Raw genomic sequence first — 14,711 nt, 5'->3', positions numbered from 1 at the left:
GCGAGGTTTGTTTGCTATGTTAACCGAATCTATAAGGTTTTGAACAGTAATCACTTTTTAATGAATCTGGATGTACAAAAAGTCTCCGCGATCGGTGCAAAATATCAAACTTATTTGCTGACACCGTCCCCCTTAAAAGACAGCTTTGGCGAGGTCATGCACGGCAAAGACATGCTAGATTACTTCGCACCTGATTATCTAAAAAAACATAAGTTGATCAACAGAACCGCAGAAGGGCGTGGAACGGTTTATTTCTTTAACTTTGGCGATATAGAAGTTGTCTTGCGACACTACTACCGCGGAGGCTTGATCGCCAAATTAGTAAAAGATAAATTTGTCTTTGCTGGCATTCAAAATACACGGGCATTTCGCGAGCTAGCTATTTTAGAGCACCTTCACAAAAAAGGCGTTAACGTCCCTCGGCCTATCGCGGCTAAAGTTCGAGTACTTGGTTTGAGTTACCAATGCGACATTATGACCGAGCTTATTGCTGATGCAAAAGAGTTACACGAATGCCTTCTTGATAAGGGCGTAACAGAAGATATATGGCACAAAGTCGGCGAGGAAATAAAGAAACTGCATAGCGCTCAAGCTTGTCACTATGATCTGAATGTCAAAAATGTGTTGATAACAAAGCGCAATGAAGTTGTGCTTTTAGATTTTGATAGTTGTGAACTAAAGCAAGGCGAGTCTTGGAAATCTAAAAATATAGACCGCTTCAAACGCTCTTTACGCAAACAAGCGGCCAAATACGAAAACTATGCTTTTAGTGAAGATAAATGGGCCATCTTGCTCAACGCCTACAGCGATTGATAGAGCACGCTAACTCATTTATTTGTTAAAACGAGTAAGTTGAATTTATATATAGCGACGCATCAGTTTGCGTTTCTGTTCCGTCAAAATCTCGTTTTTCTATGCTACCACCGGCTTTGATCAACCAGTCGCCTATAGGTCTTTGGTAAAACCCACTTATCTGAAGTAAATCTTCACTAGTTGCATCGGTCAAAACAGGGGATGGTAAGCGCCCATCCGGATTTAACTCAACTTTACGCAGTAATACTTCAGCTATGGCACCGCCTTTAAAGCGATAGTTTGTACCTAGTGTGACTTGCTTAGCGTCGCTATCAAACGTGCTACCGATAGCACGCCCTCGGTAGCGATATCCCGTTTTATAAGTGCCGTGTTCATAAAAGCAGTTTGTGACTGTTGACTCTGCACTTATACAGCTAATTTGAGTATCACTGGTTTCAACAAAGATTTTCGCTGCACCTAGATAAGTGGATGCTCCGATTAAATTAGCATTATCTGTAATCTTGATGTTATCTGTCGCATCTTCACCAATACGTTGAGCGTAAATCGTAACGGGCCTGTCCCACACGTTAAAACTATACTTGAGATCAAAGCCTGCAAGGTGATTGCCTTGTTTGGTTTCTTCAGCCCTTGTGCAGTCACCTGCTGGCTTCAAACAAGTGCTTTGAAAAGTGATCATCTTGAGAAACTCACTCAACCCTTCTGTTTGCGTATCGCCACCCCACATCACCGCCCATGAAGCACCTATCTCTAATCGTTTAATAGGCGAAAATGTAAATCTGTTCAAAAGAAGTTTGGCATTGGGTACGGTTCTATTTGACTCAAGAAAAGCAAGTTGCCCTGTGTAGTACCAATTACCCAGCCAACTGAGCCAAGGACTAGATGAAACAGATGTCGATCCTCGAGATACGGCTATTGCAGGTAATGGCCTCGCATTATTCGACAAAATTAAACTACTGGCCTGAGATGGTCCCCAATACTGCTCGATCGCACCTACTCGAACCTGCCAGTTTTCAAACTGATAAGCCATTAAAGAATGATCAAAATTAACGTCTCCATCTTGATCGATCGTAACAGCACCTTGAACATACACTTGGTCAAACAATACTTGATGCTTAATGGTTGCAGAAATTTGATGATAATTAGCACCATCTAACGCAGTTAGTCTAGGGGTATCGCTGTTACCTTGAATTTCAAAAAAGCTCAATTGCTTTTCGGACTGAGCCATATGTAAATAATGCTTTAGTCTGTTGAGCGCTTGTGCCGGCATATATGGCATGTCTGCACTTTTAAGACGCTTAATCTGTGACGCAACCCCTTTCCAAGGAACAGGATACGTAGTTACCGTTGCGTCTAAATATCCCCATTCAGATAGTGTCTGAAGATCATGGTGTAATTGTTTGTCGTTTAGACCAATAAATGGGGAAGCCTTCGCTAAACCAATTTGCAAAACAAAGAAAACCAGAAAGATACGTGGCCAAAAGCTTGTTGTTTTCAAATACGAACTCGCATCAATAAAAAATTTAGATAAAAAGCAATAACGAAACAAAATGATACCCCATACGACTGAAGTAACATATGTTTTTACCCATAAATAATTGCAATATTCGCCAAGTTTACGTTAGTGTCATACTCTTATTTTTTTAACCATAAAAGTTACGCAGACATGACGCAAATAAAAGCGATTTATCCCGGCACTTTCGATCCTATTACTAACGGTCATGCAGACCTCATCCAACGTGCGGCTAATATGTTTCATGATGTCGTTGTCGCAGTTGCCTATAACCCTAACAAACAACCGATGTTTACCCTAGAAGAACGCGTTAAAATGATTAAAGAAGTCACGGAACATTTGGACAATGTGACAGTGATTGGCTTTACTGGCTTATTGGCTGACTTAGCCAAAACTGAAGGGGCTAATATACTGATACGGGGCTTACGTGCAGTTTCAGATTTCGAGTACGAGTTTCAGTTGGCCAATATGAATCGACGCCTAAATCGAGAACTCGAAAGTGTTTTTTTAACGCCATCAGAAGAGAATTCGTTTATCTCTTCAACGCTTGTCAAAGAAGTAGCATTACATCAAGGTGATGTGAGTGGATTTTGTCCACCCGTCGTATTTAAAGCACTCAATGAAAAGTTTTCGGATAAGCAGTAATTAACGCTGACATGTCGTGCAAAAGAAGGTGTTGCGTTGTGCAATCACTTTTGCTTTGATTGCCGTCTGACACACTGTGCATTCCTTTCCTGCTCGTCCATATACATTTAATTCTTGTGCGAAATATCCTGGATTTCCATCCGCTTGAGCAAAGTCTTTGAGGGTGGTGCCGCCCTGTTCAATCGCTTTTGCTAGTACCCACTTTATGTTGTCGGTTAATACTCGGTAACGCTTCAAACTAACACGACCTGCCGCTCGCCGTGGGTCTATACCAGACTTAAATAAAGACTCACTTGCATAGATATTGCCAACACCCACAACAATGGCATTATCCATAATAAAACTCTTAATTGGCGTTACCTTATTGCGTGACTTCTCGAATAAATAATTCGCATGAAAATCATCTGTGAGAGGCTCTGGCCCAAGCGCAGCTAAAAGCTTCAATGGTTCGCCTTGCGGTGTTTGCCATAGGCAACTTCCAAACCTTCTCGCATCATTTAAGACTAACTTTTTGCCATCGTTTAACTCAATTTCAATATGATCATGTTTTTGCTTGTGCAAGGAAGTATCAATCACGCGCATTTTGCCAGACATACCCAGATGCAAGACCATCGACCCTACATTTGTATTAATAAATAGATATTTAGCTCTGCGCGTCACAGAATTAATTATTTGACCAACACACAATTGAACATCATCAGGTACAAGCCAGCGCAATTGCCGCTGGTGCACACGCACTGCGGTTATTGTTTTGCCTGTAATTAATGGGGCGATGCCTAACTTGGTTACTTCGACTTCGGGTAATTCGGGCATGTTTAGCTACCAAGAAACGAGTTGAGAAAGGTTTGGAAAATCTAGCAGTTTAGCTTCGTTGTTTACCTTTATGTAAACAGAATCTTGGAATCTAACAATAGGATAAACACGACTTTGTTGTTCGCCTGCTAACCAAATAGCGACGACATGATTAGGCCTTTCAAACATAGTGATATCAAAGGGCTCTAGAGGCTCTTTAACAATAGCGCGCTGCCAGTTTTGAACTAATATGGCTAAAGATTCTGCCGGGACATTTTCAGAATAAGCAGGGCTTTTAGGGGATATGCGCCATGATTGCCCCACTCTTTCTATAATGTTGAGATCAACTTGCATACTCAACACGATTTCACCATTATCTAGAATGGTTTGCGGGCCGTCATCTTCGCTACCGAAACGATCAAGATTTAAGACAGTAATCATAATCAGCATGCTAAAAATTATGACATTGTTCCATGCCTTTTGTGAAAGCCGAGCCATCGCTAACCTATTGTTGATTAAATAAAAATAAAGAATAGAAATATACTAACGGAATCATACCCTAGGGTCACTGATATTATTAGTAAGCTTGTGTGTTATTGAAAGTTAGTTAATTGACATGTCATAAAAAAGAGTCACAAAACGCGAAAAACCCAGCATTAGCTGGGTTTTCGTGGAGACAAACAAGTCTTAAGACAAAGTCTTACTTGATTTTTGCTTCCTTGAACATAACGTGCTTACGAACAACTGGATCAAACTTTTTGATTTCCATTTTGCCCGGCATATTACGCTTGTTTTTGTCTGTGGTGTAGTAGAAACCCGTACCAGCAGATGAAACTAATTTGATTTTATCTCTCATTGGATTTCCTTAGATTTTTTCGCCACGAGCACGGATGTCAGTTAATACTGAATCAATACCCTTTTTATCGATAATGCGCATACCTTTAGTAGATAAGCGAAGTTTAACAAAGCGATTTTCGCTTTCAACCCAAAAACGGTGCGTTTGAAGGTTTGGTAAAAAACGACGACGTGTCGCGTTTCTAGCGTGAGAGCGGTTGTTACCCACTGCAGGACGCTTGCCTGTTACTATACATACTCTTGACATCTTATTGTCTCCAGAACAACTGTTTTTGTTTGACTCATTTACGAAGTGGCTAATTTCTAAGTGCCGCCTTCAACGTCAAACGTCTTTAATAATGAGGGCGCATTTTATACAGGAAATGATGGTTTAATTCAATAAAAAGATCGCTTTATGTACGATTATTTTACTAGATTTCACTAATTGCCCCAAATTCTCTGTTTTAATGTGTCAATTTGACAATTTTTAAGCACTTCCCTCGTCATTCTTTGCATTACTTGTTGTTTCAGATTTTATCCCGTAACTTGTCCAAGTTAGTCTTTTATCTTTTGTTTCTTTTCTAATAGCTTTGTTTTTGTCGCGCATTTCTTGTTTGACATAGCCTCTTGCATGGTCAAGATGCACGCAAATAGCAGAGTATCGAATTTGCTTGGATTTTATACCAGCATTAAACAATCGTTCGCCTAACTCTCGGTCTTCTCCTCCGTATTGCATGCGCTCATCAAACCCATTTGCAGCGAATATGTCACTTCGCCAACCCGATACGTTGTGTCCGTTCCATGTTGCTTTCGTTGGCGTGAGTCTATTGAGTAATTTGGCCTTTGCACCGCGGGCTGTTAACTTCATTGTTTTATGCGTTTTTTTAAGACCGTTTTCACATAGCCACTTAACATCAAACGCTTGCCCAGATTCAATTTCTTTCTTTGTAATTGTCTGGCTTGTTTGCATAGGTAGTTTGAAATAACCACCAGACAAAAAGTAACCCTTTTGAGCGTTTTCTGCATGAACTTGAAGAAAGTCTTTGCGTAAGATGCAATCACCGTCAGTAAACAAAATATACTCACCCGCACTTTCTTTTAGGGCTTTGTTTAGGATTTTAGTTTTCTGAAACCCTTCATCTGGCTGCCAGACATGTTTAATACTTCGCCCAGTTTGTTGACAAAATGCGTCAATCGCGTGTTTTGTTTCTTTAGATGAACCATCATCTGCAATAATAATTTCAAATTGCTGGTACGTCTGAAAGTGCAATCCCCACAACGTTTTGAGCATCCACTCTGGAGAGTTGTACGTGGAAAAAATAACTGAAATAAATAAGGGGCTATCTTTCATAGTTAACTACCGTTGAGCGCTTTTAAGCGGGCTTTTAATGCTTTTTGGTTGCGCTTTAAAAAGGAAATTTTACTCGTCACCTGTCTTATTGCGCTGCGTTTGGATTTCTTTCGCGAACCCGCTTGATCGATGGTACTTTTTTGGCCGATATTGACTCTAATGGGATATGGCTTTAAGCCAAACAATTTTAAGTCTTTTTCCCACCAATACTGTAAATCTATGTCGATCGGTCGACTGATACTTTTTGAGTGCTCAAGCAATTTTTTAGCTCCGCTTCGAGAGACTACTTGTGCACACGTTCTATTGGGTACTTTTTGATAAGTCACCAAATTAAATTGGATATCATTAAGCTTTAACGAGTATTCATGCGCAATATCACGCTTCACAGGAAATTCGGCTAACTTAATATAATCCCACTCTTGCTTAATACCGGAAATTGCATGAATAGCATCGGGCGTTTGACTGCTGACGCCTATGTCATCTTCAAATATCACTGCGAAGTCTAAATTTTCATCTATTATCTTTTGCCATGCTACACGATGGCTTAAGTAACAAGCCAACTCTCCCTTGGATAACTCTTTGTAGTAGTCAGAGCGATGCCATTGATAATACTCATTGACTTGTGCTTGTGTTAAATCTACACCATCTATTGCTTCAATTCGCTCAAAAGGCAAACCTGCTTTGTTAAATTCAGCTCGACAACACGCGAGTCGATCCTTGGACCTAGCTAAATTTATTAAGAAGATTTTCGAAGACATAGATTGCGTGAATTAAGACGAATAGCGCGAATCATATCGCATACAACAAAAATGATAAAACGCTTATCCAAGTTTTTCGATAATATGTTGGCTTTGACGAGAAAGCCGTTAAATTGCAGTGAAGTCATTGTGGCATTTTTCACAGCCCAATTTTTAAGGCTTACAAAAGGCCTCGTTGAGCAAACGAAACAGCCGTGCAATCGCCGACAATAAAATGATCTAGTACCCTTACATCAACCAGTTGCATTGCATGTTTAATTCGCTCCGTTATTTGAATATCAGCTTGGCTAGGTTCAGCTATTCCCGATGGATGATTATGCGCCAAGATCACCGCTGCTGCGTTATCTTCAATTGCTTGCTTGACGAGCTCTCTTGGGTAAACCGCCGCTGCGTTGATCGTTCCTTTAAACATTTCGCGAAAGGCAATCAGTTGATGCTGACTGTCTAACATCAGCATACAAAACACTTCCGAAGACTTATCGCGCAACTGCGAAATCAAATAATCAGAGGTTTTATCTGCTTGAGTAAACGCAATATCTCGCTTTAAGCTTTGTGCGAATGAGCGTTTGTGAAGTTCACTACACGCGGCTAACACAGCATATTTTGCTTTTCCAAACCCTTTGGTTTTTTCTATCTGACTTTGTTGAGCGACCAACACTGCTCTGAGTGAACCAAATTTATTCAAGGCCTCGCGCGCAAGCTGAACCGCACTGACACCTTTTACACCGGTGTGAATAATGATTGCCAGTAATTCAGCATCAGAGAGCGTGTGTGCACCAAATGCCATTAGTTTTTCACGCGGCCGTTCTTCCATCGGCCAATTCGTTATTTTCATATTTCCATTCCTTGGCGTTCTTTGCCACAATACAAAGACATTATGAGTCCATACCAGAGCGTATTTGTACGCCGATTAAGAATTTATGCAACTTGACCAAAAGAACGTTTTACTTGGGATCAGCGGAGGCATCGCCGCATATAAAACCCCCGATTTAGTTCGCAAATTTAAAGCCACCGGCGCGAATGTGCGCGTGGTGATGACTGATTCGGCCACCGAGTTTGTTAGCAAACTCGCGCTACAAGCCGTCTCTGGCAATAAAGTCAGCCACACCATGCTTGATGAAGATGCTGAAGCAGGTATGGGGCACATCGAATTAGCACGCTGGGCTGATGTATTTGTGGTCGCGCCCGCAACAGCCAATACAATTGCAAAACTAGCCTATGGTTTAGCTGATGATTTACTAACCACATTAGCCCTTGCCACAAAAGCACCCATCGCCATTGCACCGGCAATGAATCAGCAAATGTGGGCAGCACCTGCAACGCTCACCAATATTGATATCTTGAAGTCGCGCGGCGTGTTTCAAATAGGTCCTGGTGCAGGTGAACAAGCATGTGGCGATGTCGGCTACGGTCGTATGCTAGAACCCATAGAAATTGTCGAGGCGATAGCATCTAAAGAGTTCACATCAACTTATTTTGAAGTGAACGAAGCGCCTATTCTTTCAGGTTTAAACGTCATGATCACGGCAGGACCGACACGTGAAGCACTTGATCCAGTCCGTTATATTACCAACCACAGTTCAGGAAAAATGGGTTATGCGCTAGCAACTGCTGCCAAAAAGCTCGGTGCATCAGTTACTTTGGTGTCTGGCCCCGTTAATTTAAAGCAGCCCGATGGCGTCAATACTATTCAAATCCAAAGCGCGCAGGACATGCTTGATGTGTGTTTAAGTAAAGTAGAAGGACAAGATATATTTATAGCTTGTGCAGCGGTCGCCGATTTCAGACTTTCAGATATTCCTCAGCACAAAGTCAAAAAGAAAGAAGGTGAAGACGGTTTAACGCTGACATTTGAGAAAAATCCTGATATTTTGAAAACGGTTGCAAGCTTGGACAACCCGCCTTTTACACTGGGTTTTGCGGCAGAAACGCAAGACGTTGAAAAGTATGCAACTGATAAGTTAACACGCAAAAAGCTTAACATGATCGCAGCAAATGATGTGTCATCAAGTGAACTTGGATTTAATTCAGACCGTAATGCTTTAACCGTTATTACACACGAAAAAAGTGTTAAGCTTGCACCTGATAGTAAAGACTCACTTGCAGTAGAGCTTTTAAAATTACTCGAACAAGAGTATCGTTTGCACAAACAATAATAAAAACAGCATATAGGTCACTTTTATGCCATCAACTAAGAAACCCAACCGCAAAGCGCAGATTCTTCAAGCGCTTGCTGGCATGCTTGAAAGCAATCCTGGTCAACGCATCACCACCGCAAGACTTGCAGAAGAAGTGGGTGTATCCGAAGCCGCTTTATACCGTCACTTCCCCAGTAAAGCGCGCATGTTCGAGGGACTCATCGAATTCATAGAAGAAACCTTGTTTTCTCGCATCAATAAAATCATGGAAGATGAAAAAGACACAGCAGTACGTTGCCAGTTAATTTTGCATCTCATCTTGGGCTTTGCTGAAAAAAACCCTGGTATCACGCGTCTGTTAAACGGCGATGCACTGATGGGTGAACAAGATCGCCTTCGCTCAAGAATTGCTAAATTGTTCGACCGCTTAGAGGTGCAATTTAAGCAAATACTGCGTGAACATAAACTACGAGAAAATAAAGAATTACCTGCTGATGAAAGCGTAATCGCTAATATGTTGATTTGCTTCACAGACGGTAAAATTAATCAGTTTGTGAGAAGTGAGTTTGCCAGAAGACCAACCGAACAGTTTATGGAACACTGGAAGAATATTAAATCGCATTATTTTAGCTGAAGTAGCAAAAACTGCCCAATATCTCGGGCAGTCAGTTGTTTAAAATATCAAAAACTAATTAGATATTTTCAAGAACGATGTTGTATAGACCTTCTGCGGTCAAACTGTCGTTTGCCATTGCATCAGCAGTATTTGCACGAACATTGCTAATAGCAGTGATGCGAGCATCACCTTCAACCGCTAGTATATCAAGCATTGCATTAAGGTGGTCACCTTCACCTTGACTTACTTGCTCAACGACTGCATCGAAGTTTTGTTTGATAAAAATACCTACTGTTGCTTCTGCGCCTTCACAGCTGTCTTGAGAAGAAACATTAGAAGACACCGCTGTTGTTCCAAGATCCCAGATAATGTTAGAAAGCGCAGCCGCTGTTGGGTTGTCGTCAAAGACCATTGCTCCGATTCCGCACTGCTTCCAAGGGTTAATCTTTTTTTCTTGTGCAATAGCAGTAGTAGAAAAAGATGCAGCAGCGATAAGAGCGATTGCAAGTGTGGTTTTTTTCATTTTTGTTTTCCTAATAATATAGAGTGAAGTTTAAAGCATATTCAAGAGCATCGAGATATTTGACCGAACTTCGAATATCAAAACGCCGGTGTTCAAAAAATCGTTGCTCAAATGCTAAGTATTGCTGATCTTTCTCAAGATCATTTACAAATGACTGTTGTCCTATGGCTAAGGACACAGCATATCCAGGAGCGAGGTTTATCACCCCGCCAATTTCAGGACCGATAGATATGTTTCCACCGCGCCTGTTGGAACCGGTAGCGCTAAAGGCAAGTGCGCCATAAGCTGCCCAATTCGCAGATGTCGACCATGCTTTTCCGATGAATCCATCAGCATATGCAGTTGAACAGTTTGCACAGGCTAGCGATTCTGGTTTGTAACCTATCGCGACTTTCCATGCATATCCGCTATCTTGGGGTAAGCCTGTATTAGATACATTTAAATTGACAATCTTAATGAGTGTTAACTCGCGTAAATCGAACTCTGAGCGCTCTAAGCTATAGGTTAATCTAGCATCTAAGGTACTGAGTTCTGAAAAGGGAATACGCGCGGCGTTGACGCTCAGCAAATCGTAATAATTGGCTCTAAATCTAAGCTCGGCAAGGGCTCCGAATTCGTTATTATGAATCACACTGGCTTGAAGCATTGCTGTATCCTGCGCAGTGTGTGGAGCCTTTTTTAGCGGTGCTTGCCACTCAAACCCGCCTGCCGGCAGAGCAAACCTAGCTTTAACTAAAGCTTTGCGTTTTGATATTTGCTGAGCATCAAGGCCATCTTGTTTTACATCGATAAATGCTAGGTAGTCATACATCGTCTCAATGATTTGAATTGCATTTTGAGTATCCACTTGACTTATGATGGTTGCGACCTCGTCAGCAGGAGAAGAGATAAGTCTTAAAACTAGCTTTTTATCTTTTTTAGTCAACTGCCCCCACTTCGCATACAGTAATTCCTGTCTTGAGCCCTTGTATGTTATATCTTCAATCAGCTCCCCATTGTTATCATGTCTGTCTAACATCGCAATCACATCATATGGCATTACCCATGGCTTTTCAGGCGCTATTAGTGGCGTGTCGATAACGAGTTCGAGCAATTTAGCTAATTGATATGCACAGTTTTGTTTGAAGAAGTAATACACCATTTGGGTCTTTTCCAGCTCGTAAAGGTGAGCCAGTAAAAACTGTACTTCACGTTTGTCGAGCGTTAATTCGTATTCCCACAAATCTCTTAGTTCAGATTCATTATAGGTGAGGTGTTGATGGTGATACTTTTGGTTTGTGAATCTTCCGTCATAGCCTCCAAACATACCTTTTGTTACATAGACAAGTCCTGGTTCATTTTCGGGGACTTTTGCACCAAATGAAAAGGTATTATCTAGCAAGCTATGTTCCTCGTGGCCATTAAACTTTAAAAAAACATGACCGTACATCGAAGCAGGATTACCAAGATAACCACTCGCATAAACAATACTCAGACTTTCAGTTTGAAAAGCAGTTAGATAGGCATCATATTGAGGGCAATCAGTTGATGGAAATTGGAATTTGGGGAGTACTTTTTGCAGGAAAATTAGGCGCGCAGGAAATACACACTGAGAATCTGCCTGATACTGGAACGCTTGAATCGTCGCTTGGAGTTCGAGGTAAGCATCGGTACTGCCGTGTTCATGTAGAAAAAAAGATTGGGAGTTCACTTCGCTTATAGAGGCATGAAAGTAGCCCGCTTCAAAGTGAAGTAGTTTTTTCCAAGTAGGATGTTCGCTTATTTTTCTCAGCTCGTTGTTGTCATAGGCCATCGCTTCAATCGCAATGCCCCATTTAAACAAACAGAGAAACACTAATAGACTACGCAAAAATTATGTAAGCAGCGCATTGGCGCGCCTCTATTCCCTTAGAGTTAAACTTGCCCAACGCCGAGTCTATATTTTAAGATTTGCCCTTGCAAGTATTATTGCAAGACTCTTTACCTGCCCAATCCCCATTGAACAACACTCATTTTTGAGCGCTCAATATAGCAGATTCTTAAATGACTACAGCTGTGATCTCTTCACCTTTTCTAACGCATCAAAGCAAAGCGTTAGAAAAGGTGGAGAGTTAGTCGGCAAAACCAACTAACTCAAACATACACTTTTATACTACTTACCAAACGTATTCCCAAAGAAACTGTCTTCATTCCAGCTAGGTGTTTCATCTTGATTCGCCAAAGTTAAACCTATTTGGAAGTTCACTTCAGTAAACGTATGAGCGGCATCCCAATTAAATGGTTGGCTCATGTCATCGCCTGGCTTGTGGTAATTGGTTGCTAAAAACTCTCCGAATACTTTACTTCCGTCGATATTTGGATCTTTAGATTGTAAGCCAGGTACCAAAAATACAGCCGGAACACCTTGTTTTACAAAGCTATAGTGATCAGAACGGGTAAACAAGTTTTGCTCTGGCCAAGGATCTTCGCTTAACTCTAATCCGACATTTTTAGCCGCTTGCGCAACAGATGCGCCCATAGAGCTATGACCTGCGCCAAACGCAATCACATCTGCAAACTCATAGGTTAAAATCGGCATATCAAGGTTAACATTTGCAACCATGCTACCCTTAGGCACCGTTGGATTGCGCGCGTAAAAATCAGCGCCTAATAAACCTTTTTCTTCACCTGTCACTGCCAAAAACAAAATTGAACGCTTGGGTGCAATTGGCAACGAAGCAAACATGCGAGCTGTTTCCATCAACACAGATGTGCCTGTTGCATTATCCATTGCACCGTTGTTAATTTTGTCTTTCTTAACCGTGCGTGCAATACCAATATGGTCGGAGTGAGCAGTAAAGACAATATATTCATTCTTTAACACAGGGTCACTTCCTTCAAGGATGCCAGCCACGTTGGGACTCGTTAAGTCTTCATGGGTAGATTCGCGCCCTAAGGTGACCGTTAATGGAATATCAAAGCCCTTTGGAATGCCGTCTTCTTCAAGCACTGCGTAGATGTCTTCTAATGGCGTAGGACCAAAGCTGAAAATTCTTTTTGCAGTGGGTTGTGCCAAATATGCACTCCCTTTTAGTTCTTTAGTGACATTTGCAGGTGTGCCATCATCATGCATCCAGCGCATACGCGGCGTATGTAAGAAGTTGAGTAGATTTTTGTACGGACGCACTTTTTCACTGGTGGGTGTACTGATAGTAATACTACCAACCGCACCGCGCTCAGCCGCATACTTAGACTTTTGAGAACCAGACGCTAAATGCGAACCCTCTTCCGTCGGAAATGATTTGGGTTTTCCTGAAAGGGTGACTACGATCTTGCCTTCAACATCCAAGCCTTCATAGTCGTTATGGTTAAGTTCTGGTGCAACAACGCCGTAGCCTACAAACACTAGAGGCGCGGTGACCGATGATTCAGTGCTCAATAAATCTGGACCGCTTAGGTAATCATCAGGGTAAGAAAGTGAAAACTCTGTATTATCACCTTTTACAAAAAAGGTAGGAGATTCTTGAACTAACAAACCTTTTCTAAAATTAATGCGCTGTAAATATGTACCATTGTCGCCGGCAGGTTTTAAGCCATATTTAGCAAACTCGCCCGCGATATATAAGGAGGCAATTTCGTGCTCTGGCGATCCTGTTTCGCGACCCTTTAATAAATCATCAGCCAAAAAGCTCATATGCGCTTTGATATTTTGCGTATTTGGTACCAATGCATTTGCCACGGGCGCATAAGCCTTATTGCTTTCGACCGCGTGCTGGCCTGCACAGCCAAAAAACAAAGCACTGGTCATAGAAATGGCGCTTAATTTAAGCCATTTTTGTGAAATGAATTTCATGTTTTTCCTTTTTCTGTCGTATTTTTTGTGTTTTTTTCGCTTATCGATCGTCGTCGATTTTGCTTTTACGTTATTTTCACAGGCGCAGTTATACCATATTTGGGCACCACTAGGGGTAATTAGACCGTAATTGCGCTTACTCGCTTTCAACATAAACTGGTAACTCAAAAACGCTTGCTAGCACGAACTATTATTGGCAAACACACTAATCATTGTTATAACTAAGAAAATATCTAAGAATAATAATTCTTTCACTTGATTAGCGCTGACTAAGGTTACCTAAACTTTTGAATAGGCAAGGACGCAATCCCAACGACCATGTGGAGAGCCTCGTATGCCAAAGCAAGCCCAATATGATGTAAATGAAATTTTAGAATATTCTGTCGAAATCTTTATCGAGCACGGTTATGCCTCTGCCTCTATGGAAGAAATCATCGGCCGAACAGGGTTTAACCGTCGCGGTTTTTATATTGAATTTAAAAGCAAACAAGGCTTTTTACATCGCGTCCTACAACATTATATTGATACCCGACTCTTAACATGCCAAGACAGTTTGATAAATAAACGGGATACCGGCACACATGCCATCTACGATTATTTTGAAAGCTACCATAAACTGACTTCTCACAAAGGTTGTCTGCTAGTTACGTGCATTAGCGAATTGGGAAAAACTGATGCAGACATTCAGTCAATGGCGCGCCATTACTATGATTCGCTACAGCTTTGTTTTATTGGCTGTTTAGAGCGCGCACAAAAACACAATCAGATCCGCAGCGATGTCAATATCGAATCGATTGCCCTTCAATTGACATGCTTTACACAAGGATTTGCTATCTCAAATATTTTGCAAGATGGCGATGGCGATGTGTTGATTGCCATGCGCACACTGGTGAGTTCAATTGAGCTATAAAGCAAGTCTA

Annotated in this window: 16 protein-coding genes; 5 read left to right on the top strand and 11 right to left on the bottom strand. The window is 41.4% G+C overall.

The annotated features are described in order from the left end of the window. Positions 1-60 precede the first annotated feature (60 nt). Entirely contained in the window at positions 61-813 is a 753-nt protein-coding gene (locus KUL10_RS15200) for a 3-deoxy-D-manno-octulosonic acid kinase (RefSeq protein WP_158525402.1), read from the top strand. Positions 814-838: 25 nt separating this feature from the next. Here KUL10_RS15200 and KUL10_RS15195 read toward each other — a convergent pair whose 3' ends face one another. Next, the gene (locus KUL10_RS15195) at positions 839-2,308 is read right to left on the bottom strand and encodes a capsule assembly Wzi family protein (protein WP_110429857.1); all 1,470 of its coding nucleotides are present in this window, start codon (positions 2,306-2,308) and stop codon (positions 839-841) included. Between the two features lie 168 nt (positions 2,309-2,476). Between KUL10_RS15195 and coaD the strand changes: the two genes are divergently transcribed. Next, complete coding sequence (gene coaD, locus KUL10_RS15190) at positions 2,477-2,968, top strand: pantetheine-phosphate adenylyltransferase (RefSeq protein WP_110429800.1); 492 nt, start codon at positions 2,477-2,479, stop codon at positions 2,966-2,968. Here the strand turns inward: coaD and mutM are convergent, their stop codons facing one another. The 7 genes from mutM to radC all read right to left on the bottom strand — a co-directional run bounded on the left by mutM (position 2,969) and on the right by radC (position 7,538). Next, positions 2,969-3,781: a bifunctional DNA-formamidopyrimidine glycosylase/DNA-(apurinic or apyrimidinic site) lyase gene (gene mutM, locus KUL10_RS15185; protein WP_110429799.1), complete on the bottom strand. Its 813-nt coding sequence runs from the start codon at positions 3,779-3,781 to the stop codon at positions 2,969-2,971. It lies immediately after the preceding gene. A gap of 6 nt (positions 3,782-3,787) precedes the next feature. Further along, positions 3,788-4,201, bottom strand: a complete 414-nt coding sequence (locus tag KUL10_RS15180) for a hypothetical protein (protein ID WP_233499852.1) — start codon at positions 4,199-4,201, stop codon at positions 3,788-3,790. Between the two features lie 259 nt (positions 4,202-4,460). Next, the gene (gene rpmG / locus KUL10_RS15175; protein WP_110429797.1) at positions 4,461-4,616 is read right to left on the bottom strand and encodes a 50S ribosomal protein L33; all 156 of its coding nucleotides are present in this window, start codon (positions 4,614-4,616) and stop codon (positions 4,461-4,463) included. Positions 4,617-4,625: 9 nt separating this feature from the next. After that, positions 4,626-4,862 (bottom strand): 50S ribosomal protein L28, encoded by a 237-nt coding sequence (rpmB, locus tag KUL10_RS15170; RefSeq protein ID WP_110429796.1) that lies wholly within the window; start codon positions 4,860-4,862, stop codon positions 4,626-4,628. A 219-nt stretch (positions 4,863-5,081) separates the two neighbouring features. Beyond that, a complete protein-coding gene (locus KUL10_RS15165; protein WP_110429795.1) occupies positions 5,082-5,945 on the bottom strand; it encodes a glycosyltransferase family 2 protein in 864 nt (287 codons plus the stop codon). 2 nt (positions 5,946-5,947) lie between these two features. After that, the gene (locus tag KUL10_RS15160) at positions 5,948-6,703 is read right to left on the bottom strand and encodes a glycosyltransferase family 25 protein (RefSeq protein WP_110429794.1); all 756 of its coding nucleotides are present in this window, start codon (positions 6,701-6,703) and stop codon (positions 5,948-5,950) included. Positions 6,704-6,863: 160 nt separating this feature from the next. After that, positions 6,864-7,538 (bottom strand): DNA repair protein RadC, encoded by a 675-nt coding sequence (radC, locus tag KUL10_RS15155; protein WP_110429793.1) that lies wholly within the window; start codon positions 7,536-7,538, stop codon positions 6,864-6,866. 85 nt (positions 7,539-7,623) lie between these two features. Here radC and coaBC point away from each other — a divergent pair, with 85 nt between their 5' ends. Continuing rightward, a complete protein-coding gene (coaBC, locus tag KUL10_RS15150; RefSeq protein ID WP_110429792.1) occupies positions 7,624-8,859 on the top strand; it encodes a bifunctional phosphopantothenoylcysteine decarboxylase/phosphopantothenate--cysteine ligase CoaBC in 1,236 nt (411 codons plus the stop codon). Positions 8,860-8,884: 25 nt separating this feature from the next. Beyond that, a complete protein-coding gene (slmA, locus tag KUL10_RS15145; RefSeq protein ID WP_110429791.1) occupies positions 8,885-9,475 on the top strand; it encodes a nucleoid occlusion factor SlmA in 591 nt (196 codons plus the stop codon). A gap of 58 nt (positions 9,476-9,533) precedes the next feature. Here slmA and KUL10_RS15140 read toward each other — a convergent pair whose 3' ends face one another. The 3 genes from KUL10_RS15140 to KUL10_RS15130 form a co-directional block, all read right to left on the bottom strand. Next, the gene (locus KUL10_RS15140) at positions 9,534-9,980 is read right to left on the bottom strand and encodes a DUF3015 family protein (RefSeq protein ID WP_110429790.1); all 447 of its coding nucleotides are present in this window, start codon (positions 9,978-9,980) and stop codon (positions 9,534-9,536) included. Between the two features lie 10 nt (positions 9,981-9,990). Next, a complete protein-coding gene (locus KUL10_RS15135; RefSeq protein ID WP_199509271.1) occupies positions 9,991-11,802 on the bottom strand; it encodes a DUF4105 domain-containing protein in 1,812 nt (603 codons plus the stop codon). Between the two features lie 309 nt (positions 11,803-12,111). Further along, positions 12,112-13,791 (bottom strand): M28 family metallopeptidase, encoded by a 1,680-nt coding sequence (locus KUL10_RS15130; protein ID WP_199509269.1) that lies wholly within the window; start codon positions 13,789-13,791, stop codon positions 12,112-12,114. A 334-nt stretch (positions 13,792-14,125) separates the two neighbouring features. Here KUL10_RS15130 and KUL10_RS15125 point away from each other — a divergent pair, with 334 nt between their 5' ends. Continuing rightward, positions 14,126-14,701, top strand: coding sequence for a TetR/AcrR family transcriptional regulator (locus KUL10_RS15125; protein ID WP_110429789.1), 576 nt, complete (start codon positions 14,126-14,128; stop codon positions 14,699-14,701). Positions 14,702-14,711: the final 10 nt, after the last annotated feature.

Source organism: Glaciecola sp. KUL10 (assembly GCF_003203515.1).
In the GTDB taxonomy this organism is placed as follows: domain Bacteria; phylum Pseudomonadota; class Gammaproteobacteria; order Enterobacterales; family Alteromonadaceae; genus Glaciecola.
Note: the sequence above shows the minus strand (reverse complement) of the source record. Positions and strands in the feature narration are given on the sequence as shown.